General features: G+C 65.6%; 24 protein-coding genes. 10 read left to right on the plus strand and 14 right to left on the minus strand.

From position 1 onward, the window contains the following. Window positions 1–90 precede the first annotated feature (90 nt). The 3 genes from G6N32_RS00340 to G6N32_RS00350 form a co-directional block, all read right to left on the minus strand. Window positions 91–564 carry a hypothetical protein gene (locus G6N32_RS00340; protein WP_115317854.1) on the minus strand — a complete coding sequence of 158 codons (474 nt, stop codon included), beginning with the start codon at window positions 562–564 and terminating at the stop codon, window positions 91–93. 139 nt (window positions 565–703) lie between these two features. Continuing rightward, complete coding sequence (locus G6N32_RS00345) at window positions 704–3,553, minus strand: MMPL/RND family transporter (RefSeq protein ID WP_115318934.1); 2,850 nt, start codon at window positions 3,551–3,553, stop codon at window positions 704–706. Window positions 3,554–3,730: 177 nt separating this feature from the next. Then, the gene (locus G6N32_RS00350) at window positions 3,731–4,339 is read right to left on the minus strand and encodes a TetR-like C-terminal domain-containing protein (RefSeq protein WP_115317853.1); all 609 of its coding nucleotides are present in this window, start codon (window positions 4,337–4,339) and stop codon (window positions 3,731–3,733) included. Window positions 4,340–4,427: 88 nt separating this feature from the next. Between G6N32_RS00350 and G6N32_RS00355 the strand changes: the two genes are divergently transcribed. Both G6N32_RS00355 and G6N32_RS00360 read left to right on the plus strand, forming a co-directional pair. Then, window positions 4,428–5,090: a L,D-transpeptidase family protein gene (locus tag G6N32_RS00355; RefSeq protein ID WP_232077414.1), complete on the plus strand. Its 663-nt coding sequence runs from the start codon at window positions 4,428–4,430 to the stop codon at window positions 5,088–5,090. Window positions 5,091–5,128: 38 nt separating this feature from the next. Next, entirely contained in the window at window positions 5,129–5,842 is a 714-nt protein-coding gene (locus G6N32_RS00360; RefSeq protein WP_115317852.1) for a DUF1906 domain-containing protein, read from the plus strand. Here the strand turns inward: G6N32_RS00360 and G6N32_RS00365 are convergent, their stop codons facing one another. The 5 genes from G6N32_RS00365 to G6N32_RS00385 are packed head-to-tail and all read right to left on the minus strand — an operon-like array spanning window position 5,843 to window position 9,508. Further along, window positions 5,843–6,496, minus strand: a complete 654-nt coding sequence (locus G6N32_RS00365) for a nitroreductase (RefSeq protein ID WP_115317851.1) — start codon at window positions 6,494–6,496, stop codon at window positions 5,843–5,845. Between the two features lie 15 nt (window positions 6,497–6,511). Further along, window positions 6,512–7,417, minus strand: a complete 906-nt coding sequence (locus G6N32_RS00370; protein ID WP_115318932.1) for an NADP-dependent oxidoreductase — start codon at window positions 7,415–7,417, stop codon at window positions 6,512–6,514. An 11-nt stretch (window positions 7,418–7,428) separates the two neighbouring features. After that, window positions 7,429–8,238 carry an alpha/beta hydrolase gene (locus tag G6N32_RS00375; protein ID WP_197935796.1) on the minus strand — a complete coding sequence of 270 codons (810 nt, stop codon included), beginning with the start codon at window positions 8,236–8,238 and terminating at the stop codon, window positions 7,429–7,431. 17 nt (window positions 8,239–8,255) lie between these two features. Further along, window positions 8,256–9,041: an SDR family NAD(P)-dependent oxidoreductase gene (locus tag G6N32_RS00380; RefSeq protein WP_115317850.1), complete on the minus strand. Its 786-nt coding sequence runs from the start codon at window positions 9,039–9,041 to the stop codon at window positions 8,256–8,258. A gap of 29 nt (window positions 9,042–9,070) precedes the next feature. Continuing rightward, window positions 9,071–9,508 (minus strand): antibiotic biosynthesis monooxygenase family protein, encoded by a 438-nt coding sequence (locus G6N32_RS00385; RefSeq protein ID WP_197935798.1) that lies wholly within the window; start codon window positions 9,506–9,508, stop codon window positions 9,071–9,073. A 223-nt stretch (window positions 9,509–9,731) separates the two neighbouring features. Between G6N32_RS00385 and G6N32_RS00390 the strand changes: the two genes are divergently transcribed. Next, window positions 9,732–10,109, plus strand: a complete 378-nt coding sequence (locus G6N32_RS00390) for a hypothetical protein (protein WP_115317848.1) — start codon at window positions 9,732–9,734, stop codon at window positions 10,107–10,109. Window positions 10,110–10,120: 11 nt separating this feature from the next. Here G6N32_RS00390 and G6N32_RS00395 read toward each other — a convergent pair whose 3' ends face one another. The 4 genes from G6N32_RS00395 to G6N32_RS00410 are packed head-to-tail and all read right to left on the minus strand — an operon-like array spanning window position 10,121 to window position 14,716. After that, on the minus strand, window positions 10,121–10,405 hold the full coding sequence (locus tag G6N32_RS00395; RefSeq protein WP_147291965.1) for a hypothetical protein: 285 nt from the start codon (window positions 10,403–10,405) through the stop codon (window positions 10,121–10,123). A 9-nt stretch (window positions 10,406–10,414) separates the two neighbouring features. Then, window positions 10,415–11,608: an amidohydrolase family protein gene (locus G6N32_RS00400; RefSeq protein WP_115317846.1), complete on the minus strand. Its 1,194-nt coding sequence runs from the start codon at window positions 11,606–11,608 to the stop codon at window positions 10,415–10,417. A 17-nt stretch (window positions 11,609–11,625) separates the two neighbouring features. Next, a complete protein-coding gene (locus G6N32_RS00405; RefSeq protein WP_115317845.1) occupies window positions 11,626–13,842 on the minus strand; it encodes an acyl-CoA dehydrogenase family protein in 2,217 nt (738 codons plus the stop codon). 4 nt (window positions 13,843–13,846) lie between these two features. Continuing rightward, the gene (locus G6N32_RS00410) at window positions 13,847–14,716 is read right to left on the minus strand and encodes an amidohydrolase family protein (protein WP_115317844.1); all 870 of its coding nucleotides are present in this window, start codon (window positions 14,714–14,716) and stop codon (window positions 13,847–13,849) included. Between the two features lie 163 nt (window positions 14,717–14,879). On the opposite strand from G6N32_RS00410, the gene G6N32_RS00415 reads away from it, so the two are divergent. Together G6N32_RS00415 and G6N32_RS00420 are read left to right on the plus strand one after the other, a co-directional pair. Further along, on the plus strand, window positions 14,880–15,524 hold the full coding sequence (locus G6N32_RS00415) for a TetR family transcriptional regulator (protein ID WP_232077417.1): 645 nt from the start codon (window positions 14,880–14,882) through the stop codon (window positions 15,522–15,524). An 11-nt stretch (window positions 15,525–15,535) separates the two neighbouring features. Further along, a complete protein-coding gene (locus G6N32_RS00420) occupies window positions 15,536–16,156 on the plus strand; it encodes a TenA family protein (RefSeq protein WP_115317843.1) in 621 nt (206 codons plus the stop codon). A 19-nt stretch (window positions 16,157–16,175) separates the two neighbouring features. Here G6N32_RS00420 and G6N32_RS00425 read toward each other — a convergent pair whose 3' ends face one another. Both G6N32_RS00425 and G6N32_RS00430 read right to left on the minus strand, forming a co-directional pair. Then, window positions 16,176–17,054: a polysaccharide deacetylase family protein gene (locus G6N32_RS00425; RefSeq protein WP_115317842.1), complete on the minus strand. Its 879-nt coding sequence runs from the start codon at window positions 17,052–17,054 to the stop codon at window positions 16,176–16,178. Between the two features lie 51 nt (window positions 17,055–17,105). After that, window positions 17,106–18,101 carry an Lrp/AsnC family transcriptional regulator gene (locus G6N32_RS00430; protein WP_115317841.1) on the minus strand — a complete coding sequence of 332 codons (996 nt, stop codon included), beginning with the start codon at window positions 18,099–18,101 and terminating at the stop codon, window positions 17,106–17,108. A 142-nt stretch (window positions 18,102–18,243) separates the two neighbouring features. Between G6N32_RS00430 and G6N32_RS00435 the strand changes: the two genes are divergently transcribed. The 5 genes from G6N32_RS00435 (at window position 18,244) to G6N32_RS00455 (ending at window position 23,111) form a co-directional block, all read left to right on the plus strand. Continuing rightward, complete coding sequence (locus G6N32_RS00435) at window positions 18,244–19,086, plus strand: LLM class flavin-dependent oxidoreductase (RefSeq protein ID WP_115318929.1); 843 nt, start codon at window positions 18,244–18,246, stop codon at window positions 19,084–19,086. Between the two features lie 150 nt (window positions 19,087–19,236). Continuing rightward, window positions 19,237–20,709 carry an FAD-dependent monooxygenase gene (locus G6N32_RS00440; RefSeq protein ID WP_115317840.1) on the plus strand — a complete coding sequence of 491 codons (1,473 nt, stop codon included), beginning with the start codon at window positions 19,237–19,239 and terminating at the stop codon, window positions 20,707–20,709. A gap of 56 nt (window positions 20,710–20,765) precedes the next feature. After that, a complete protein-coding gene (locus G6N32_RS00445; RefSeq protein WP_115317839.1) occupies window positions 20,766–21,590 on the plus strand; it encodes a cutinase family protein in 825 nt (274 codons plus the stop codon). A gap of 91 nt (window positions 21,591–21,681) precedes the next feature. Beyond that, window positions 21,682–22,437, plus strand: coding sequence for an SDR family oxidoreductase (locus G6N32_RS00450; protein ID WP_115317838.1), 756 nt, complete (start codon window positions 21,682–21,684; stop codon window positions 22,435–22,437). A gap of 8 nt (window positions 22,438–22,445) precedes the next feature. Next, window positions 22,446–23,111, plus strand: a complete 666-nt coding sequence (locus G6N32_RS00455) for a nitroreductase (protein ID WP_115317837.1) — start codon at window positions 22,446–22,448, stop codon at window positions 23,109–23,111. Window positions 23,112–23,116 lie beyond the last annotated feature (5 nt).

The following is a 23,116-nucleotide window of genomic DNA, read 5'->3' on the forward strand; positions in this document are numbered from 1 at the left end:
GAAACCGTATATCCGGCAACGGATTCGGTCCGTGGCTAGCCTTTGCCGGGATCGACGGCCCGGCTCGGGGAAGGGTCTTGAGGCAGATGCTCAGTGGGTGACCGGTGTGCGCCGCGGCGCCTTGGCAACGGGCGTCGGCGTGGCGGCGGCCGGGCGGGCGGGCCGGGCCTGGCGCCGGTTCTGGCGCTGAATCCGCTTATCCAGAACGCGCAGCTCGCGAGTGGTGAGCGAACGGTTCTTTCGGACCAGCAGATCGAGTTGCTGCCAGCTCAGGCCATCGAGGTCGCCGTCCGCATCGTGGGTGGCGACGACAACACAGCCGGGGAGCAGCGGCACCGACTTGGCGGTGAAATTGGTTGTCGCCAGGAGCACTTCAGTGGCTTGCTCATTGATCCGGCTCTGGCAGCCTGGCGAGGAGGGGCTGAACCAGAAGTCGAATTGGCGGTCGGGACTGGTCAGGCAGTGAAGCTGACGGCCTTGGAACAGGCGGTCGATATCGGCCTTGGAGTAGGCGCGTGTCTCATAGACGGGGCCGTTGGTGCTGAAGTACAGGATTGTGTTCATCACGATGATCCATTCGCTTCTTTCTTAGCTGTTCAGGGCGGCGCCTATACCACGACGCTGTTACTAAAGTTACCCGTGTTGCAAATGAGACAAACGTGGATCTCAATGTGGAAACAATGTGTTTTAGCTGACAGTGCCGTCAGTCGTCCCACAGCAGCAGTTGGCGCACCGCGGGCCGGGATCCGTAGGGGCGCAACATCGTGCTGGCCGGCCGTGGTCGCACGCGCAGCGGCCACCAGAACCACCTGCCCAGCAGCGCGGCGATCGAAGGCGTCATGAACGACCGCACGATCAAGGTGTCGAACAGCAGCCCCAGCCCGATGGTCGTGCCGATCTGGCCGAGTACGAGCAGATCGCTGAAGACGAACGAGCCCATGGTGAAGGCGAACACCAGGCCCGCCGCGGTGACGACGCCACCAGTGCTGGCCATGGCGCGGATGATGCCGGTGTTCAGGCCGGCCCCGATCTCCTCTTGAAACCGCGATATCAGCAGCAGGTTGTAGTCCGAACCCACCGCAAGTAGCAGGATCACCGCCAACGCGAGCACCACCCAGTACAGCGGCTTGCCCAGCAGGTCTTGCCATACCAGCACTGAAAGACCGAACGAGGCGCCCAGCGAGAGCGCCACCGTTCCGACGATCACCAACGCGGCCACGATGCTCCTGGTGACGAACATCATGATCAGCAGGATGAGGCTCAGCGCCGCGATGCCCGCGATCATCAAGTCGTACTTCGCCATATCGGCGATGTCTTTGTAGGTTGCCGCCGTACCACCGATGTAGATGCTCGACCCGGCCAGCGGCGTCCCCTTGACGGCCTCCTGCACGGAGTGCCTGATCGCGTCGATATGCGCAAGCCCTTCGGGCGTCGCGGGATCCACGTCGTGAGTGACGATCATCCTCGCGGCCTTGCCGTCCGGAGACAGGAACTGTTTGAGGCCGCGCTGGAACTCGCTGTTGCTGAACACTTCTGGGGGCAGATAGAAGGAGTCGTCAGTCTTCGACGCGTCGAACGCCGCGCCGAGGGCCGTTGCGTTCTGCAGTGCGGCCGCCGTTTGGTCGTAGATACCGGACTGGGTGGCGTAGTTCGTCATCGACAGATCGCGATTGGCCTGCTGACTGTCGATCTGTTGCGGGATCAGGGCCAGCAGCTTCGGTTGGAGCGCATCCAGTTTGTCCAAACTGGCTGTGACATTGGCCAACTGGTCGGTCAGAGCATCGATGCCGTCAAGTGCATCGAACACCGATCGCAGTGCTGCACAGATCGGAATGTCGAAACAGTGCGGCTCCCAGTAGAAGTAGTTGCGCAGCGGCCGGAAGAAGTCGTCGAAATTGGCGATCTTGTTGCGCAGATCCTGCGCCACCTCGACGGTCTTGTGGAACGCCTCGACCTGTTCGTGGGTTGCTTCCGAGCTCTGCTGCTGCAGCGAGTACTGCTCACGCAGAATGTTGATCGTCTTGTCGATCTCGCCGACCTGCTTGAGCAGGTCGGCTGCCCGGGCCTGTTGGAACGGCAGGTTGTTGATCTGCGCGCTGCTTTGAGCACTGATCTGAAATGGCACCGAGCTGTGGTCCAGCGGTGTGCCCAGCGGGCGCGTGATGGATTGGACCAGGGCGATGCCGGGTGTGTGGAACACAGCTTTGGCCACCCGCTCCAGCAAGATCATGTCGGTGGGGTTGCGCAGATCATGATCGGATTCGATCATCACCAGTTCTGGATTGAGTCGCGCCTTGGAGAAGTGTCGTTCCGCTGCGGTGTAGCCGACGTTGGAGGGGGCGTCGGCGGGCATGTAGGCCCCGACGTCGTAACTGGTCTTGTAACCGGGCAGTGCCAGCAGGCCGATCAGCGCGATCCCCAGCGAGACGACGAGGATCGGCCCGGGCCAGCGCACGATCGCGGTGCCGATACGCCGCCAGCCACGAGTCTTGGCTCGCCGCTTGGGATCCATCAGGCCGAAGTGACTGCCGATCACCAGGATCGCCGGGGCCAAGGTCAGCGCCGCGATCAGCGTGACGAAGACGCCGATCGCCGACGGGATACCCAAGGTTCGGAAATAGGGATTGCGGGTGAAGTCCAAGCAATAGACGGCCCCGACGATCGTCAGGCCCGAGCCGAGGATGACATGGGAGGTGCCCCGGTAGGTGTCGAAGAACGCCGTCTGCCGGTCCACGCCTGCGGACCGCTCTTCGTGATAGCGGCCCACGAGAAAGATCGCGTAATCGGTGCCGGCCGCAATCACGAGCAGCGTCAGGAGATTGGTCGCGTACGTGGACAGCCCGATGAGTCCGGTGTTGGCCAGAAACGACACGACACCGCGCGCGGCCGACATCTCGATGAGCACGGTGATGAGCATCAGCACCATCGTGACCACCGAGCGGTAGACCAGCAGCAGCATGATCGCGATCACGCCGATGGTCAGCAGGGTGACTTTCACGGTGCCCTTGTCACCGGTCTCGAACTGATCGGCGACCTGCGGTGCCGCGCCGGTGACATAGGCCTTGACCCCGGGGGGCGCGGGCGTGTGATCGACGATGTCGCGAACAGCGTCGACGGATTCGAGCGACAGTGCTTCGCCCTGATTTCCGAAGAGGTACACCTGCACATAGGCGGCTTTGCCATCCGGACTCTGCGCACCGGCGGCGGTTAGGGGATCGCCCCAGAAATCTTGAATGTGCTGAACGTGTTTACGGTCGGCGGCCACTCGCTTGAGCAACTCGTCGTAGTAACGGTGCGCGTCGGCGCCGAGCGGTTGGTCGCCCTCGAGCACGATCATCGCAACGCTGTCGGAATCGAATTCACCGAACACTTTGCCGATCCGCTTGAATGCCTGCAGCGATGGTGAATCGGGTGAGCTCAAGGCCACGTTCTGGGCCTGGCCGACGACTTCCAACTGGGGCACCAACGCGTTACTGAGCGCAGCGACCGCCAGCCAGAACAGCAGGATGGGGATGCATAGCGTGCGGGTCAGCCGCGCGAACCGGTGGGTCAGCGTGCGATCTGCTGCCTGCTGGTCTGGAGCCTCCGTCGAAACCCTCTGCACCCGTTAGCCTTTCGATAACCGGCGAACACGATTACTTGGCGGGGAGAGATCTTTTCCCGGTCAGCAGGGGCTGATCGCTCTAGGCGGTACGGTACGGTACTGGATCACCTGAGGCAACACTTCGTTTCAGCTGATAGGACGCGTGAGGCTGGGGACGATGACGTTGTCGACGATCACCTGCACCGTCCGCCGATCAGGAGGGCGATTGGGCACGATCGACCGGAAGATCAGGTATCCGGGCATCAGGTCCCAGAGTTCCTCGGTGATCGCCTCCGCCTGGATCTCACCACGGTCGACAGCGTGTTGCAGCACCGACTCGATCAAGGCCTTTCGCTGATCCAGGAACTGATGCTGCATCGCCTCGCGCAGGGCCGGATCGCGGGAAACCTCGACCATGACCGCACGGATCGTCGCGGAATGCTCCGCGGCGTGCTCGGTGATCGCCTCGCCCAGACGCAGCAGGTCTTCCCGCAGCGACCCGGTGTCGGGGCGGACCGCCGCGCACCGGACTCCCTCGATGAAGGCCGCCAGCACCAGCTCGCCCTTCGACGGCCAGCGCCGATAGACCGTGGCCTTGCTCGCCTTGGCGGTCGCGGCAACCGCATCCACGGTCAACCGCTCGTACCCGTGCTGTTGCAACAGCTGCAGCGTGGCCGCGAGCAGCTCCGCCTCGCGCGCCGACCACGGCGACGATTCCGCCGCGTAGTCGACGATCCTGGTCACAGCGCCCACCATAGAGCGCCCAGGCAGTACGGTCCAGTACTGTCCAATCCCGGCGAAAGGCCATTTCGCTACCGCCGATCGCCCGCACCCCCCGGTTACCATGAACGCCGTGGCGAGCGTCGTGATGCGGATCGGCCTGGCAATGCTGTTGAGCTTGCTGTTGGCGCCCACGGCGAATGCGGCGCCGGACTCCTCACAGTGGATCGTCGTCGGCGTGCCCGCCGCGAATGCCACCACCGGAACGTTGACCGCCTTCCAGCGGGTGGGACAGGACTGGAAGGTGGTGTTGGGCCCCACGCCTGCCAAGGTCGGCGAACTCGGCGTCGGCGCCCCGGCCGACGGTGTCTACCGCACTCCGGAAGGCACCTTCGGATTCGACCAGGCCTTCGGACGCCAGCCCAACCCCGGAACCAAGATGCCGTACTTCCAGGCCACCGACCAGGACTGGTGGGACGAGGACCCCAAATCGCCGGGATACAACACCCATGTCCGCAGTGGCGATCAGCCCTCGGCGATCGCGGAGAACCTCTACGACTCCGGTCCGGTCTACGACTACGCGGTCAACATCACGTCCAACCCGAACCGGATCCCCGGCAAGTTGGCCGGGATCTTCCTGCACGTGTCCGACGGTGATCCCACCTGGGGATGTGTCGCCATCGGCCGCGACGAGATGCGGTCGATCCTGAATTGGCTTGACCCCGCGGCCAATCCGCAGATCACCATCGGAGTGGGTGACCCCTCGCTGATCACGGCGCGGTCGTGACCGGGCCGAATCGGCGGGATATCTTTCGGTATGCCCTCATGGCGCTGGCCGGCGCCGCAGTGCTGGATGCGCCCGAGGCAGCTGCCGACGGGCTGCAACTCGTCGATTTCGCCGACCGTCTGGTGAGCCCGGAGCAGATCAAAGCCGCCGGCTACGCCGGGGCGCTGGTGTACGTGTCCGAGCTGCGGCCGGGCGCCACCTTCGATTTCAAGCCGGTCACCCGCGACTACGCCGACGGACTCCTCGCGGCGGGTCTGCACGTCGTGAGCTGCTACCAGTTCGGCAAGCCGGGCTGGCCGACGCCGTCGGACTTCACCCGCGGCTTCGACGGGGGCGTTGCCGACGCGCAGACCGCGCTGCGAATTCACGGCGCCGCCGGCGGCCCGAACTCGGCGCCGATCTTCTTCAGCGTCGACGAGGACATCAGCTCCGACACCTGGACAAGCACCGCGATCCAATGGTTTCGCGGCATCAACTCGGTGATCGGCGTCGAGCGCACCGGAATTTACGGCGGGGCGCGGCAAGTGGGATGGGCGATCGGCGACGGCGTCGTAGGACATTCCACGACACCCGGCTATCGGTGGGCCTGGCAGACCAAAGCGTGGTCGGGCGGTGTGCGCGAGCCTGCCGCTGTGCTCTTCCAGCGGGAGGTCGTGACAGCGTCGGATCCGGGTGTGCTCATCGACGGCGTGCATGTCGATGTCGACGACGTGCTGGCGCCTGACTTCGGCCAGTGGGACCTGGCGCGCTGATCAGCTGTCGATGAAGGTGACGTTGGCCTCCAGCGGATTTCGCGGCACGTTCAGCTGGTTGCACGCGAATTCCGGATCGGGATAGCCGATCGAAACCCCGCACAGGATGCGCATCTCATCGCCGATGCCCAGCTGCTCGCGCAGCACCTCGGGATAGCCGGCCACGGACACCTGGACGCAGCTGCCGAGCCCACGCGCGGTGAGGGCGAGCAGGAAGGTCTGCAGGAACATCCCGACCCCGACCGCGTCGACATCGCCCAAATCCCGGTGCATGCAGACGATTCCGGCCAGGGGTGCGCGGAAGAACTCCCAGTTGCGCAGGACTGCGAGGCGTCTGGCTTCGGCATCGTCGCGGGCCACGCCCATCGCGCCGTAAACCAGTGCGCCCAGCTCGCGGCGGAGGTGGGCGAACGACTCCGGCAACTCGGGTACGTTCGGAGCCTCGATATCGGCCTGTTCCAGCAGCGCCTCGGCCAGCCGATCCCGGGCCGGGCCCGATGCGAAGACCACGTGCCACGGCTGAATGTTTGAGTTGGACGGCGCGCGTATCGCGAGCTCGAGTGATTCGGTGATCAACTCCTTGGGCACCGGCTTGTCGCGGAGAAACAAGCGGATGGACCGGCGGTCGCGGATCGCGTTCTCGAGGTCATGCATCTGTTGCTGCTTTCGTCAGTCGCGCACGATCAGGACGGTCTTACCCGGTCGCCTGTGCGGTCGGGCGCCGCTCTCGAATGCCGCACGGCCGTCCCGAAGGGGAAAAGTCTCAGCGATGGCGATTTGCATCCCGCCGGCGTCCACCAGTGCGGCCAGCTCGGCCAACTGGGCGCGGTCGGGGGTCACGATGAAGAACGTGGCGTCGACGTCGAACTCCTCGGCTTTGCCCGGCGGAGGTGGAGCCGCGAGCGTGACCAGTCGCCCGCCGGGACGTAGCACCCCGAAGGATCGTTCCATCGTCTGCCCGCCGACGGTGTCGACCACGACGTCGTACACCGCGCCCGGAGCGTCGAACGCATCGGCGCGCGTGTCGATCACTGTCGTCGCGCCCAGCTCACGCATGAGGCCGGTGACATCGCTCCGAACTGTCGTGGTGACGTCCGCGCCCATCCGGGCGGCGAGCTGGATGACAAGTCCACCGACTCCGCCGGCGCCGCCGTGAACCAGCACGCGTTCACCCGGTTGCACATCGGCGTGCTCGACGAGAGCCTGCCATGCGGTCAGCCCGGCAAGCGGCAACGCAGCGGCCGCCAGATGGGAACAGGTGGCAGGACGGGTGGCCAGGCACGACGAGGGCACGGCGACGTATTCGGCTGCGGCACCGTCTCGGTCGAAGGGGATCAAGCCGTAGACCTCGTCGGTGGTGCCCACGACGACACCGGATACCTCGTGCGACGGGATCGTCGGAGTGCGGTCGGCACCGTTGCGCTGCCAGGTCTCGTCCCAGGTCAGTTCGTCGAACGTGATGGCAGCGGCATGCACTTCGACCAGAACCTCGCCGGCAGCGGGCACGGGAATCGGTGCCCGCTCCACGACCAGGACCTCAGGCCCGCCGCGGCGGTGTGCGCGCAGCGCAGTCATGTCCGCCATCGTCAAAATCCCTTGCGGGCCAACCACTCGAGGGCCACGTCGGCCACGTCACGCCAGCCGGCGTCAATGGTCAGCGAGTGACCGCGGCCCGCGAACTGGTGGAACTCGGTGTCGGAGCCGCCCTTGGCGTACAGCTCGTAGACCTCCTTGGTGACCTTCAGCGGCACCGTGTGGTCTTCGGTGCCCGAGGTCAACAGCAGCGGCCCCCGATCGACGAGGTGGGTGTCGACCTTGGCCGGCGAGTCCTTGTGGAAGTTGGCGGTGGCATCCTCGAACAGTGGGCGACCCGGGCCGGGAATCGCCCACTTGTCGTGCAGCTCGGCGGACTCCTCCTCGGTCAGCATATTGCCGAAGGCGTAGTGGAACTGTTTGTCGCTCAACGACACCGTCTTGTGCCTGTTGGCCGGGTTGCCGAGAACCGGGAACGCTGAGCGCAGCTGGGCCCAAGGCAGTGTCTTCACCCCCTTGATGGGTGCGGGATCGATGGCGACCGCCGCCGCGGCGTGGCCGCCGGCGAGTAGCTCCTGGGCGATGAGACCGCCGAAGGAATGCCCGATGACGACGGGCTTCACCGCGTGCTTGCCGCCCGCGGTGATGATCTCCGCGTAGTTGTCGACGATGGCCTCGATCCCGATGTCGTTGAGGGCATCGGCGTTGTCGCGAGTAGCGGCAACGCTGTCGCTGTCGCCCGGCCAGCCCGGCGCCGACACCGCGTAGCCGCGTTGGGTGAACACGTCCAGCCACGGCTGCCACGCGCTGGCGTGGATCCATAGGCCGTGGATGAAGATGACGGAATTGAGTTTGGTACTCACAAAGCTCCTTTCGGGGCCTACAGGGTGGTGACGTAGCCACCGTCGATCCGGATGTCGGAGCCGGTGATGTTCGCGGAGTGCTCACCCGCAAGGAACATGACGAGGTCGGCCACCTCCTGCGCGGTGGTGAATCGTCCGGTCGCCGAGGCGGCGACCACGGAGTCGATGACCTGATCCGGGGTGGCCCCGCTGGCTGCGGCGAACTGCGCGGCGATACCCTTCTCGGCCAGCCACAGTGGAGTGGCCACCGGTCCGGGGCTGACGGTGTTCACTCGAATACCGTTGTGCCCGAACTCTTTCGAAACGGCCTTCGCGAAGTTGGCCAAGGCGGCCTTGGCGGCGCCGTAATCGACGATGTTCCACTCCGGCAGGGTCGCATTGACCGAGCCGATCATCACGATCGAACCGCCACCGCGGCGCAGCAGGTGCGGGATGGCTTCCCGCGTGACCCGCACGGCGGAAAGGAAGTTCACCGATAGACTCGCCGACCAGTCGTCGTCGGTGACCGACAGCACGCCGTCGAATCGCGGCGTGACGGCGCCGGCGTTGTTCACCAGGATGTCGAGTCCGCCGCGCTGCGCGGCCGCCTCTACCACGGCCCTAGCCCCCTCGGGAGTCGCGAGGTCCGCGGCGACGAACGTGGCCAGGCCGGTAGCCTCGAGCTCTTCCAGCTCGGCGCTGTTGTGCCGGGCTCCGGCAATGACGTGCGCGCCCGCGGCGGCCATGGTTTGGCTGATGGCCAAACCGATTCCCTTACTGGCACCGGTGACAACGGCGATCTTGTCGGAGAGGTAGTTGTCCACCAGGGATACTGTGCCTCACTGGTGTGGATTCAGCGCTCTAATGCGAAGACCACGTCGTAGAGCCCGGGATGGGCCTCGCCGAGTTCGGCGTTGCGCTCCAGAAATCCTGCTGCACGTAAACGTTCGATCACCCGCAGTGCCGCCTCGAGGCTGTCGCTTTGGGCTAAGTTCACCACCCGGGTGCCGTCGTGGCTGCGATGCAGACTGGCCGAGCGCCAGCCGGGAGTGGTACTGGCGAATCGCGCCGCCTCTTCGAGCAATTCGATCAGCGGCTGCTGCCCGCCTTCGGGCACCGTGAACGTGTTGATCTGGGTGACGATTCCGGCGTCGGTTCGGATGAATGGCATGACTTCCTCCTGTTCGGAGGCGCTCTGGCACCGGCGACTGAGGGCTACGCTCTCGACATGCGCGCCAAGCCACCGGCGCAGCAGCGCCAGTTGCTTGTCGCGGGTCCGCCGGGGCGGCACGGAGCTTCCTTGCGGAAGGGAGCGGGCTTACCGGTACCGCTCCTGGTCCTTCTCGACTGTTCGAGACTACCGGGCGAACTGGCCGCGGTCGAGACCTGTGGTCAATTCTGTTGCATCACAACGTCGACTCCCGCGGCACCCGTCGAGCGTGCGGGTTGTCGCCGACATTCTCGGAATTCCCGACGACAGCTCCCGCGCTCGGTGCGAGCGTTAGCGTGAACCCATGAGCGCACCCGGTTCCTCTGCCGAGCGCCCCGGGCACGGGCGCTTCGATACGCACTGGATATGGTTCGGCGCGATCCTCGCGCTGCTGCTGACCGCGGGACTGGTCGTCGCGTTCCTCTCGCTGTTCCCGCTCGCCATGGCCACCGCCGGCTGCCACGACGGCAGCACCGAGCGGGTCTGCTCGCTGACGGCCCGCGGCCAGAACGTACTTGTAGGGATTCCCTGGGCATGTCTCGCGGTGGGCGCAGTGACCGCTCTGGCCGGTGCGTATCTCGCCACCCGTATCCGGTGGACGCCGCTGCTCGGCATTCCGATCGGTCTCATCGCAGCGGCAGCGATGATTCCGCTGGGCGACTGGATCGCCTACCGGATGTAGCCGGCGAAACGCTAAGTGACCCAGCGGTCGACGAGCGCGGCCCATCGTCGGGAGATGGTCTTGTCCAGAAGGTCGCGCCGGCGGCGGGTGTTCACGTCGTCGGGCTCGATCGCTCCGATCGTCATCCGCGCCACCTCGTCGACGAGATCACGCTCCAGCCCGAAAGTGAGCAGGATGTCGAGATCGGTGTCGATGTCCAGCTCATCGGGCAGCGTCGAGCGGGCCAGCAGAACGGCGGCATTTTCCTCGCCGGCCTCCAGCAGCATGGCGACCAGGCCCGCCTTGGCGACTTTCACGAACGGCAACTACACCGGGCGGCGGATCGACAGCTCGATACCGTTGTCGCGCATGACTTTACGGCACTGATCGGGCGTGTAGTCGAAGTTCTGCAGGTCCTTGATGTAGGACGCCGGTTCGGCCAGACCTTCGACGTGGGGGTAGTCCGAACCCATGAGGATGTGGTCGTCACCCATCAGCTTGAGCAGGCTGGCCAGTTCGTCCTCGTAGAACGGCGACACCCAGACGTGACGTCTGAACGTTTCGCGCGGATCTTCCTTGTAGATAAACGGGATCTGACCCCAGGACTTGGTGAGCTTCTCGAAGAGATGAAACACCCACGTCGATCCGCTTTCGATACAGGCGATCCGCAGATTCGGGAACCGTAGGAACAGCCCGTTGTGCAGATGGTTGGCGAACGTGTCCTGGATCGCGTCACCGCTGAACAGACTGCGAAAGCCCAGCAGCGCGTTGAAGGACATCATGTAGTCGGACTCGCCCCACGCCGGCATGAACTTCGAGTAGTAGGTCTCCCCGGAGTGGTAGCACACCGTGATCCCGGAATCGTTGGCCAGCTGCCAGAATTCGTCGAACATCGGATCGCCGGGCGGACGCATGCCGACCTCGGTGGTGATCGGACCGGGGATCATGACGATGAAACGCGCGTCGCGTTCCAGCGCCCATTCGAGCTCGCGCACCGCTTCGGCCGGACGGCACATGGTGATGTAGGGTGCGGTGAAAATCCGCTCCTGATAAGCGAATCCCCAGTCGTCGTCCAGCCAGCGGTTGAATGCCCGGAACGTGGCGACCGTCGCGTCGAAGTCGGGAAGCAGTGCCTGCTCCATACCGACTCCGAGGGTGGGCAACATGATGCAGCCCTGCATGCCCTGGGCATCCATGGTCGCCAGCCGCGCGTCACGGTTGCGATACTCCGGCCGGATCGGCTCGAGCTCCCCGAACAGCGAATTCAGGTCGGAACCATGCGGATTGCGACCGCGGAAGTACTCGTCGAGGGCGCCGGGCTTGCCCACCGGATCGAACGTCGGGTTGGGGATGAATCGATTGACCCTGCCACCGACCAGCAGCCGCTGTCGGCCGTCGAGCTGTGCCCACTGGATGGCGCGTTTCTTGAGCTTCGGGTCGATGTAGCGCGTGAACGCGTCCTCGGCCTCGTAATAGTGGTTGTCACAGTCGAAGAACGTGAACGGCAGCGCTGTGGTCATGGCTCGGTCCTTTCCAACTATTTCCGCGGCAGGCCAAGAATCATCGAGGCGATGATGGTCAGCTGAATCTCTGCTGTGCCTCCGCCGATGAGCTCGGACGGCATGTCGAAGTAGGGACTGATCACCGGGGGATCCGAATCCTCAAGCATGGCAAGGCGTCCGGTGAGACTCAGCGTGGCAGTGGAGGCACGGCGCAGCAACAGAACCATCGCATACTTGGCGATGCTCGATGTCGGTCCCGGGCCCTGCCCTTGCACCAGGCGCAATGTCTCACGCAGGACCATCGCTTTGATGGCGGTGGTGTGCGCTTCGATTCCGCCAAGCGCCTGCAGGACGGTGTCGTGATCGGGCCCGTCGGCGTCGGCCACCCGCCGCAGGGCTTCGGACCGATCGAGGTTGACGTAGTTGCCGATCGCCGTGCGTTCGACGGCCATGGTGGCCACGGCAAGGTCCCAGCCCTGGCCGGGTTCACCGACCAGCATGTCGTCGGGGATGAAGACGTCGGTGAGGAAGACTTCGTTGAAGTCGAAGTGTCCGCTGGCTTGCTTGATCGGGCTGATCTCGATGCCGGGGGAGGACATGTCGACCAGGAAGTAGCTGATGCCACCGTGTTTCGACGCATCCGGGTCGGTGCGTGCCAGCATCGCCCCGAACTGGGCGACGTGCGCCGACGAGGTCCAGATCTTGTGCCCGTTGACCAGCCAGCCGCCGTCGACCTTCGCGGCGCGTGTGGTCAGCGACGCGAGATCCGAGCCTGCGCCCGGCTCGCTGAACAGCTGGCACCAGCGCTCGGTGCCTCGCAGCATCGGCCACGCGAATCGTTCACGCTGTGAGTCGGTTCCGCTGTCGAGGATCGTCGGCAGGATCCACTCCGCGATGTTGAGCGAGGGCCGCACGAGATCCGGGCGCTTGTCGAACTCCTCGGTGATGATCACCTGCTGTACCGGTGTGGCCGCGACGCCCCACGGCGCGGGCAGGTGCGGGGCAACCAAGCCGGCGTCTGCGAGCAGGTCCCGTTGCGAGCCGTAGGCGAGCCCGGGCGCCCGACGGTCGTCGGTGGGCGTCTCGTTCCGTAGCTCCATGGCCTGGTCGAGCGTCTTGACCAGGCCGGCGCGGAACTCCGACTCGACGTCGTCGCCGAGATTGATTGCGGTAGAGCGCTTCAGCGTGCGGGACAGTTCACCTGCCTCCCGGGCCCACCGTGGCGACGGTCCCAGCGATGCGGCCAGGCTGGTGGCGCGCCGCCAGTACAGGTGGGTGTCGTGTTCCCAGGTGTAGCCGATCGCGCCGAACATCAGCAGTGCGTCCAGCATCAGGTCGGGGCCGGCGCAGACCGCCATCAACGCGGCCGAGGCGGCGGCCAGCCGGTGCTGCTCGATGCTCTCGTCGATCGCGCGCACCGCATCCCATGCCGACGCCGAGGCCAGTTCCGCGTTGACCAGAAGGATCGCGGCCTTATGCTGCAGTGCCTGGAACGACCCGACGGGCTTGCCGAACTGCTCGCGGGTGCGGATGTAGTTCACCGCGGTCTCGACGCCCTTGCGCACCGTACCCGCCGAGGCGCACGCCGTCAGCGCCGCGACGAGACACCGAGCGCGTTCGGTGTCGATACCCGATAGCCGTTGACCCGCGGTCGCCGGATAGCCGTCGAGTGTGAGCACGCCGACGTCAGTGCTCAGGTCGGTGCCCCGCTGCTGCTCGACTGCGATGTCCGGTCCCACCGGCAGGCCGAACCACAGCTCCGCTCCGTCCTCGGTGTGCGCTGACAGCAGGATGCGCTGCGCGGCAACTAATCCCAGCGTGCTATCGATCGATCCGGTCAATCGCCAGCCGTCGCCGTCGGACACCGCCCGCACACCGGAGTCTTCGGGCAGCACCACCGCGGCCGTCGCACCGCCGGCGAGGTCGGACAGGAGTGCCGCCGCCGACTCGTCGGCCAGGCTCGCAACGGCGCTGGCGGAGACCGTGCTGAGCAGCGGGCCCGGCAGTAGCGCAGCCGCGGCTGCTTCGATGACGCACGCCATATCCGCGAGCGTGCCGCCCTGGCCGCCGACGTCTTCGGGAAGGTGCACCGCATGAAAGCCGTTGGCGGTGAATTCCTCCCACCACGTTGGCAATTCACCGGCTGCGATCGAGTCCAGGGCGGCCCGCGTCTTGTCGATCGGGGCGTGCCGGGCCGCGAACTGGCTCACGGCCTCGGCCAGCTGCTCCTGCTCGATCGTGATCGCCAACACTGCGTTAGTTCTCCAGTCCTAGAATCCGAGCGGCATTGCCGTATAGGAACTTCGGCCACACCTCGTCCTTGAACGGCACCTTGGGCAGATCGCTGAAGATGCGTTCCAGCGACAGACCCATCGGGAAATAGCCGGCGTAGATGATCTTGTCGGCCCCGCGGGTGTTCGCGTAGTCGATGATTTCCTTGGGGTAATACTTCGGTGCGAATGCCGAGGTCGAGTAATACAGGTTGGGCCACTTGAGCATCAGCTTGACGGCGAGGTCCTGCCAGGGCTCGCAGCCGTGGCGGGTGACGAAGACCAGGTCGGGGAAGTCGAACATCACGATGTCGATGCGCGAAACCTCTTGTGGCGCCATCGGAATGCGCGGGCCGGGGACACCGGCGCAGCAGAAGATCGGGAGGCCTAGTTCGACGCAGGTCGCGTAGACCGGGTACATCTTCGGGTCGTCGATCGGCACCTGGGGAAAGGTGCCCGACGGGAAACACGACACAGCGCGGATACCGTATGTCTCGTATTCCCGGCGGATGTTGTTGACGGTGCCCATGACGTCGTTCGGGTCGTTGACATTGCCCGAGGCAATGAACCGATCGGGGAACATCTTGAGCGCGAGCTCCGCCGCAGAACCCTCGCTCACGCCGATCATCGACTTCTCGATGCCGAACCGGTCCATCTGCTGCAGCAGCAGCGATACGGGATCATCGGTGGGCAGGCCCTTGGGCACGTCTTTGAACATGTACTCGACCGGGAAGTCGAAGTCCTCTCTGGACTGGCGATCCTTGGTCTGCTTGCGGATGAAGTCGTACTGAGCGGTCCCCTCGTGCGGGAAACCGATCATCGTGTCGATCACCGGCAGACCGACCGGTCCGGCCATGGCGTCCTCCCATCCCAAGAGACCGGCGGGGTGCCGCCGCGACCACCATAGTGAAACACGGTTCTACTTTGTGTCAAGCCGCTAGCTGGCATTACATCCCCATTCTCGACTAACCTGCCGTAGCATCGCAGAAGACCGTTCTGGGCTGATCGGAGGTGACAGCGTGAACACACCAGCTCCCGATCTGATGTCGCCGACGGGCCGGATCATCCCGATGTCGGACATGACCAGCGGTCAGCTCGCCCGTCGCGCCAAGATCATCGAAGAGGTGATCGATCTGATCGGTGAGGTCGGTGCCGATGCGGTCCAGATGCGGGACGTGGCTCAACGCGCGGGGGTCGCACTGGCCACCCTGTACCGATACTTCAGTTCCAAGGAGAACCTGTTGGCCGCCGCACTGGCGGATTGGCAGAAGCGGTTGACCCGCCGCATGCTGTCTGGCGGCGGCCCCGCCGACAGCGACCCGCTGCCTGCTGTTCTGGACTACCTGCGCCGTGCCCAGCGGGCGTTCAACCGCAATCCGGCGATGACCGCCCTGATGCTGCAGATGATGACGTCGACCGATCCCGAAGTGCGTTCGTCGATCGATCAGATGGAGCGCACCAACGTCGAGCTGTACAACCGCCTGCTGACCGGCGTCGCGCCAGAGCTGATCCCGCAGGTCAGTTTCGGCCTCAACGCCGCGCTGAGCGCCGCGCTCGCCGGCTTGCGCGCCGGCCGACTGACCTTGGACGAATCGCTGAACCACGTGGAGTGGGTGGCCCGGGTGTTGCTCGCCGAGGCGCAGCACACCCAGTTCCGCGGCTAGGCTCGAGCGATATGACGTTGTCTGCTCAGTTGTGGTCGCGCAATGCCGATCTGGCCGCCGAAATCTTGGCGCATCCGTTTGTTCGCGGTATCGCAGACGGATCGTTGCCGCGCAAGCGCTTCGCCGCATACCTCGCCCAGGACGCGTTCTTCCTCGAATCCTTCGCCCGCGCATATGCATTGGCCTTGGTTCGCAGTCCGGACACCTCGACGCTGCTGGTTCTGGCCGATTTGATCGCCGGGGTTCGCGAGGAGTTGGGACTGCATGCGTCCTACGCCGGCTCGTGGGACATCGACATGGCGGACGTCGAACCATTGGCGGCAACGAGTGCCTACACCGAGTTCCTTCTCGCGACCGCGGCGACGCGACCGCCAGAGGTCACCTATGCGGCGATGACGCCGTGCATGCGGCTGTACGCGTGGCTCGGCCAGTCGCTCGACGCCGACTCGGCCGGGCCGTACGCGCAGTGGGTACAGACATATGCCGCACCGGAATTCGACGGAATCACGCGCCAGCTGGAAAACCTGCTTGACGAGCAGTCACCGGACAGTCCCGAGGTGCGCAGCGCGTACCGGCGGGCGATGCAGTTGGAACTGGCGTTTTTCGAAGCGGCCAACAACACCGACACCTGACCGGGGTTACGCGCCAGCGTCAGAAGTCCGCCGGATCAGGCCGTTCGACCGAGCGGGGTGGCAGGCCCAGACCGCGGACATGCAGGGCGATGTCCCGCAGCGGTGCCACCCAGACATCCGAGCATGACACCACGTGCTCGACCAATTCCTCCAGCGCGGCAGCTCGAGAAGGCCGTCCCGACAGGAAAGGATGGTTCGTCAGTACGAAGCAGCCGCCGACCGCGCGCAGACCCTCGAACTCCAGCCGCCAGATCTCGGCGGCCTTGCGGGGGCTCTCGATCAGTCCGCTGCCGGAGATATCCGGCAGGTAGCAGTACTGCTCCCAGTCGTCGAGCGCCCACTGCACCGGGATCTCGACGAGACTGGTGCCGGTGGCGCCCACCCGCAGTTCGTACGGATAGTCGGCGTCCATCAGGCTGGTGTCGTAGAGGAAGCCCCGCTCGGCGAGCAATCCTGGTGAGTGCCAGTTCAATTCCCACATCGGAGCCCGGAAGCCGACCGGGGCCTCACCGGTGATCGCAGCCAGTGCCTCGGTGCCGCGGTCCAGGACCGCCCCCTCCTGCGCAGGGGTCATGCCGGTGAGGACCTCGTGCAGATAGCCGTGGTGCGCGACCTCGTGGCCGCCGTCGACGATCGCGCGCACCACATCGGGATAGCGGACCGCGGTGTAACCGGGGACGAAGAACGTCGAGCGGACCTCGTGTCGTGCCAGCAGTGCCAGAAGCCGGGGCACCCCGACGAGCGGCCCGTAGGCCTGGTGGGACATCACCGACATCCGATCGGCATGCGCCGCATCGATGTTCAATACAGCCGATTCGGCATCGATGTCGAACGTGAAACATGCCGCGGCCCGCTTACCTGCGGGCCAGGCCACGGGTTCGGCCGGCGTCGCGCTCATATCCGGCAGGCCCGCCGACGGTGCTCCCGAGTCATGTTCGTAGATGATGGCCTATCTCCGAGTCGGCCGCATGCTCAGCAGTCGACCGTGCGAGATCAGCGAGCCGGCCTGCTTGAGCCGCTGTGTTCGTACGCTGACGTCATACCCCTGCACAGGACGCACGGTCCCCAGCTGATCGGTGAGGTAGCGGTGCAGGTGATCGACATCGTGGGCAATGACGACCGCCAGCAGGTTATGGGGTCCGCTCACGGCGACCACCGAGGCGATCTCGGCATGTGCGAGAAGCTGTTCGGCGGCACTCGTCAGATCGCGGGGGGCAACCGCCATCCAGATCAGGGCATGGACTCCAAAGCCCAACCGCTCGGTGAGCACGTCCACGTCATAGGTCAGGGTGCCCGCTGACTCCATCGCCGCAATGCGGCGTTTGACCCGGGCGGGCGACCAGCCGGTCAACTCGGCCAACTGTGCGTGGGAAATCCGGCCATCTCGTGCCAGTGCGTCGAGCAGGGGAAGATCCTCGCTGGCCGGCGGGACCACAACACCGGACTGTTCGGGTCGAACGTCTACCAAGGCCGCTATCTGCGCGGCGGTCAGGGTGTGACCGTAGCCGGTCCACACCGCACCGGAGGAGTCTCCGAAGACGTGCAGCACCAGATCGACCGTCATGCTCAACACCGCCGAGGTGCGCGGCAGGCGATGCAGGATCCCGTCGCTGTGCTCGGCCAGCGGTGCGCGAACGATGCACACCAGCTCGGTGGATCCGGACAACACGTTCGCGTGGGTGACTTCCGGTCGCTGGGTGAGGGCCTCGGCCACGCTGAGCAATGCGTCGGGCCTGGTTCGCAGTCGGACGACCCACTGGCACTCGCCATACACCCGTGGGTCCACCAGGCCGACAACGCGGATCGCACCGTCGCGGAGCAGCGCGCGATATCTGCGTGCGACGGTCTGTTCGGGAACGCCCAGTACGTCACCGATCCGCCGGAACGACACGCGCGGGGACAGCTGAAGCGCGTGCAGAATTTTGCCGTCCAGCGGGGCTGTCATGCAGATAACGGTACGCAGAAGTTGACGCCAATGACGATAGCCGCCGCATCTGAGCGAAGATGTGGTGGATCTGACCAGACGATCCGAGACTGGGCTGACTGGACGAGCGACGCGGCCGTGGCCGATGGAATCGGAGGATGTCATGAGAATCGGTATCGGGCTGCCAAACCATGTCGCAGGTGTCAGCGGTGCGGTGATCGGTTCGTGGGCCCGTCGCGCCGAGGAGCGCGGGTTCGAATCCCTCACGACCATCGACCGGCTGCTGTACCCGAGTCTGGACTCGGTCATCTCGCTGTCGGTGGCGGCGGGTGCGACGAGCACGCTCGGACTGGTGACGAATGTGCTTCTGGCACCTCTCTATTCGACGCCTGTGCTGGCAAAACAACTCGGCAGCCTGGCGGCGTGTGCGGGGTCCCGTCTGACGCTCGGCATCGGAGTCGGATCGCGGGCTGACGACTACGACGCGGTGGGCGTGAACTTCACCAGGCGGGGGCGCATCCTCGACGAGCAGCTGATCGCGATGCGGCGCGATTGGAGCGCTGATGCGGGGTATTGCCCTGAGTCCGTGTCGATTCCACTGCTCTTCGGCGGACGGTCGGAGGCCACGATCCGCAGGGCCACCACCGTCGGCGACGGATGGGTGGCCGGGGCGCTGCGCGACTTCGACACGCAGTCGGCATTCGCCGAGCGGATACGCGCGGGGTGGCAGGCGGCGGGGCGCGCGGGAACCCCCCAGATTCACGCCTCGGTGAACTTCGCGCTCGGGGATGGCGACGTACCACAGCAGGGACGAGACCACCTGGCCCGCTACTACGGCTTCAGGCCTGAGTACGCAAAACTCAACGTGGACGACATGATTCACTCCGCTGATGATGCGCGGGCGGCGGTACGCGCATACCGAGACCTCGGGTTTGATCGGCTGCTCTTTCATCCCGCCGTCGCGTCGATCGACCAGGTCGACCTACTTGCCGACGCCGTGCTGTAGCCGACGCAGGCGCGTCCGGTCACTGGGATTTGCGGGACGACATCCCCCCGCCACTTTCAACATATAGCGCACCGGGGGGCTTGCGGCAAGACCCCCTGCATGGCGCAAAATCGCTGCCCTCAAGGGAAACTCACTGCACAGGGGGCATGAATGCGTGATTCTGACTACGACCACGCCGTGGTGATCGCCGGGGGAGGGCCGACCGGGCTGATGCTCGCGGGCGAGCTGGCGCTGGCCGGGGTGGACGTCGCGATCGTGGAACGCCGCACCAGCCAGGAGGTGATCGGTCAGCGGGCCGGCGGTCTGCACTGCCGGACGATCGAACTACTCGATCAGCGGGGGATCGCCGACCGGTTCCTGGCCGCCGGGCAGGCAGTTCAAGTCGCCGGGTTCGCGCAGATCCGGCTGGACATCAGCGACTTTCCCACACCCCATCCTTACGGATTAGCGTTGTGGCAGAACGAGATCGAACGGCTCCTCGCCGAGTGGGTGGAGGAACTGGGTGTGCCAATCCGTCGGGGAGCAGGGGTGACGGGCTTCACCCAACGGGAGGCCGGAGTCGAGGTCGAGCTGTCTGATGGTGGCGGCCTTCGCGCCGGATATCTCCTCGGATGCGACGGCGGTCGCAGCCTGGTTCGCAAGGCGGCCGGCGTCGGCTTCCCTGGCTGGGATCCGACGACGAGCTATCTGATCGCTCAGGTCGAGGTCCGCGACGAACCGCCGTGGGGTATTCACCGCGACGCCCTCGGTATCCACGGGCTCGACCGGCAGAGCGACACCGAACCGGTTCGGGTGATGGTGACCGAGCGAATCGTCGGGCCGACAACAGAACCCACGCTGGCTGATCTGAGCGAGGCACTTACCGCGGTCTACGGCACCGACTTCGGGATCCACAGCCCCACTTCGATTGCACGCTTCACCGATGCGGCGCGGCAGGCGGCCGCCTACCGCGACCGCCGGGTCCTGCTTGCCGGCGACGCCGCCCACATCCATCACCCGATCGGCGGCCAGGGTCTCAATACCGGTCTGCAGGATGCGGTCAACCTGGGGTGGAAGCTCGCCCAGGTGGTCAACGGAACCGCGCCGGACACCCTGCTCGACACCTACCATGCCGAGCGGCACCCGGTGGGTGCGCGCGTGCTGCAGACCACAATGGCGCAGATGGCGTTGCTGCGCACCGATGCTCGCACCAAAGCGTTGCACGACAACATCTCCGAAATGCTCGAAATAGATGCAGCCCGCAAGACCTTCGCCGCTCGCATGTCCGGTCTGGACATCCGCTACGACCTTGGGACGGGTCATCCGCTGCTGGGCCGTCGGATGCCAGATCTCGACATTGCGACGGCAGCCGGGCCAACGCACGTGTTCGAACTACTCCACGCCGCCCGTCCTGTGCTGCTGGACCTCGACGAGCGGGGCGGGATCGATCTCGCCGGATGGGGGAATCGCGTCAGCCTGGTCAAGGCGCACTACCCAGGCGTCTGGGAGCTTCCGGCACTCGGCGAGGTGACGGCGCCCACCGCGGTGCTGATCCGCCCGGACGGGCACGTCGCCTGGGTCGGTGAGAGTTCCTCGGACGGCCTGAGCGAGGCGCTGACCAGCTGGTTTGGCCCACCGATGTAACGGCATGTGGCCCGTTCGGCGATCAATATGCTGACACACCGTGGAGGGAATGCATTGTGATCGGACGCCTGGGATCGGCCGTGCTGGCCGCGGGTATAGCACTGGCCGGGCTGACGGCGGCAACCGCGTCGGCGACACCGGGGTGCGCTGACTACCACTGGATCGGCGCGGCCGGTTCCGGTCAACGCGACAGTGCCAACCTGACCGCCAACGGCGGGATGGGCTCCGTGGTGTACCAGTCCTACCAGCAGCTCAAATCACAGCTCGCCGCGGACGGCCGGACCATCGACGCCGAGGCGGTCCAGTACCCCGCGGCTCCGGTGCCACTGGAGGGCGGCATCAGTGGCTGGCTGGACTTCCTCGGCAGCGTCGGCGACGGTACGGACGCGACCGAAAAGCAGTACAAGGCGTTCACCGAGCGTTGCCCGGACAGCAAGGTGGTCCTGGCCGGCTACTCGCAGGGCGCCATGATCGTCCACCGCAACTTGTACGACCTCGCGGACGACCCGCACCTGGCCGCCGCGCTGTTGATCGCCGATGGCGACCGGCTGCCGGTCGACACCACGATCAAAATGGGGTCGACGGCCGTCGCACTGGGTCACGGTGAGGGCGTCGCGCAAGACCACTCGTTCCTGGCGTCGACCAACACGTCTACGCTGCCGCCCGCGATCGGCACCCGGACCATCAGCGTCTGCGATGTCGGTGACCCGGTGTGCGACTACAACCCCGACACGGGGACGATCTCCGACGCGGCGATCGCCATCCATACCTCGTACGCGCCGACCCTCAGCGGTCCCCACGCGTGGGTCACGCCGCTCTACACGCTGGTGACAGCGACGCAGACGGCCTCGCCGGTGGAGCTGTCCGCGCACACGTCCTGACCCGGATCAACAGTCGGGATGAGTTTTCCAGCCGTCATCCGTTCTGGCCGTAAGGGAGCTGTCCTGTTCCCGAAAGCCAGAAGGGATCATCATGAAACTCGTCGTAATCGGTGGCACCGGCCTGGTGGGCTCGAAAGTGGTGCAGAATCTGACCGCCCGCGGCCACGAGGCTGTCGCCGCAGCGCCCTCGACCGGCGTGAACACCTTCACGGGCGAGGGGTTGGCCGAGGTGATGGCGGGAGCCTCAGTCGTCGTCGACGTCTCCAACTCGCCCGCGCTGGATGACTCGGCGATCGAATTCTTCCGCACCGCGACCACCAACCTGCTGACCGCCGAGCAGAGCGCCGGCGTTACCCACCACGTCGCGCTGTCGGTGGTGGGTACCGAGGACCTCGCCGCACAGAGCGGCTACTTCCAGGGCAAGCTCCTCCAGGAGAAGCTGATCAGTGCGGGGTCGATCCCCTTTTCGATCGTGCACGCGACGCAGTTCTTCGAGTTTGTCAACACGCTCGCCGACGCCGCGACCGAGGGGGACACCGTGGTGCTGCCGCCGAAGTACTTCCAGCCGATGGCGGCTGCCGATGTCGCCGAGGGAGTCGCGATCGCCGCTGTCGGGGAACCGGTCAACGGCATCGCCGAGATCGGCGGCCCCGACATGGTTTTGCTTCCCGACCTCATCCGCACCGCGCTGACCTCCCGTGGTGACCGTCGCACCGTCGTCAGCGATCCCGCCGCGTCGTACTGGGGGGTCGACATCGACGAGCGCACGTTGGTGCCCGGCCCGGGCGCGACACTGTTCGACACCCGGTTCGAGGACTGGCTCCTCGAATCGGCCGCGAAGTCCTAGACCGAGACGTGGACGTATACGACGCGGTGCGGAGCAGACGAGCCGTCCGCGGGTTCACCGATCGGCCCGTCACGCCCGAGATCCTGCAGCGGGTGCTGGCAGCGGCATCCTGGTCACCCTCGGGGTCCAACATCCAGCCGTGGCACGTCTATGTCGTGACCGGTGCGCCGCTGGCCGAGCTGAAGAAGATCGCCGTCGAGCGTGTCGTTACAGGTGAAGCCTGGGACGACCGGGAATTCGAGATGTATCCCGCCGAGATGGCGTCGCCCTACCGGGAGCGCCGCTCCGCCTTCGGTCAGCAGCGGTACGCCGCACTCGGTATCGCTCGAGAGGACTGGGAAGCCCGGCAGCGGGCAGCCGTCGCGAACTGGGATTGCTTCGGCGCGCCGGTCGCGCTGTTCTGCTACATCGATCGGCATCTCGGCCTGCCGCAGTGGGCCGACCTCGGCATGTATCTGCAAACCGTCATGCTGCTGCTTCGTGCTGAAGGACTGCACAGTTGCCCGCAGATGGCCTGGTCGCAGGTTCGCCGAACCGTTGCCGATGTGGTGTCTCCGCCCGACGAGCTGATGCTGTTCTGTGGCATGTCCGTTGGCTACGAGGACATCTCGGTCAGCTACTCACGCACCGGTCGTGCCCCGCTTGACGAGACCGTCACGTTTCTGCCCGGATAGATCCA

Origin of the sequence: Mycolicibacterium aichiense (genome assembly GCF_010726245.1) — a bacterium.
GTDB lineage: Bacteria > Actinomycetota > Actinomycetes > Mycobacteriales > Mycobacteriaceae > Mycobacterium > Mycobacterium aichiense.

Coding starts and splice junctions, on each gene's coding strand:
- G6N32_RS00450 (WP_115317838.1), top strand. CDS start 21,682: ATGAAACTCGTCGTAATCGGTGGCACCGGCCTGGTGGGCTCGAAAGTG.
- G6N32_RS00425 (WP_115317842.1), bottom strand. CDS start 17,054: ATGAGCGCGACGCCGGCCGAACCCGTGGCCTGGCCCGCAGGTAAGCGG.
- G6N32_RS00365 (WP_115317851.1), bottom strand. CDS start 6,496: ATGCATGACCTCGAGAACGCGATCCGCGACCGCCGGTCCATCCGCTTG.
- G6N32_RS00340 (WP_115317854.1), bottom strand. CDS start 564: ATGAACACAATCCTGTACTTCAGCACCAACGGCCCCGTCTATGAGACA.
- G6N32_RS00360 (WP_115317852.1), top strand. CDS start 5,129: ATGGCGCTGGCCGGCGCCGCAGTGCTGGATGCGCCCGAGGCAGCTGCC.
- G6N32_RS00390 (WP_115317848.1), top strand. CDS start 9,732: ATGAGCGCACCCGGTTCCTCTGCCGAGCGCCCCGGGCACGGGCGCTTC.
- G6N32_RS00435 (WP_115318929.1), top strand. CDS start 18,244: ATGAGAATCGGTATCGGGCTGCCAAACCATGTCGCAGGTGTCAGCGGT.
- G6N32_RS00430 (WP_115317841.1), bottom strand. CDS start 18,101: ATGACAGCCCCGCTGGACGGCAAAATTCTGCACGCGCTTCAGCTGTCC.
- G6N32_RS00440 (WP_115317840.1), top strand. CDS start 19,237: ATGCGTGATTCTGACTACGACCACGCCGTGGTGATCGCCGGGGGAGGG.
- G6N32_RS00370 (WP_115318932.1), bottom strand. CDS start 7,417: ATGACTGCGCTGCGCGCACACCGCCGCGGCGGGCCTGAGGTCCTGGTC.
- G6N32_RS00355 (WP_232077414.1), top strand. CDS start 4,428: ATGAACGCCGTGGCGAGCGTCGTGATGCGGATCGGCCTGGCAATGCTG.
- G6N32_RS00420 (WP_115317843.1), top strand. CDS start 15,536: ATGACGTTGTCTGCTCAGTTGTGGTCGCGCAATGCCGATCTGGCCGCC.
- G6N32_RS00400 (WP_115317846.1), bottom strand. CDS start 11,608: ATGACCACAGCGCTGCCGTTCACGTTCTTCGACTGTGACAACCACTAT.
- G6N32_RS00350 (WP_115317853.1), bottom strand. CDS start 4,339: ATGGTGGGCGCTGTGACCAGGATCGTCGACTACGCGGCGGAATCGTCG.
- G6N32_RS00410 (WP_115317844.1), bottom strand. CDS start 14,716: ATGGCCGGACCGGTCGGTCTGCCGGTGATCGACACGATGATCGGTTTC.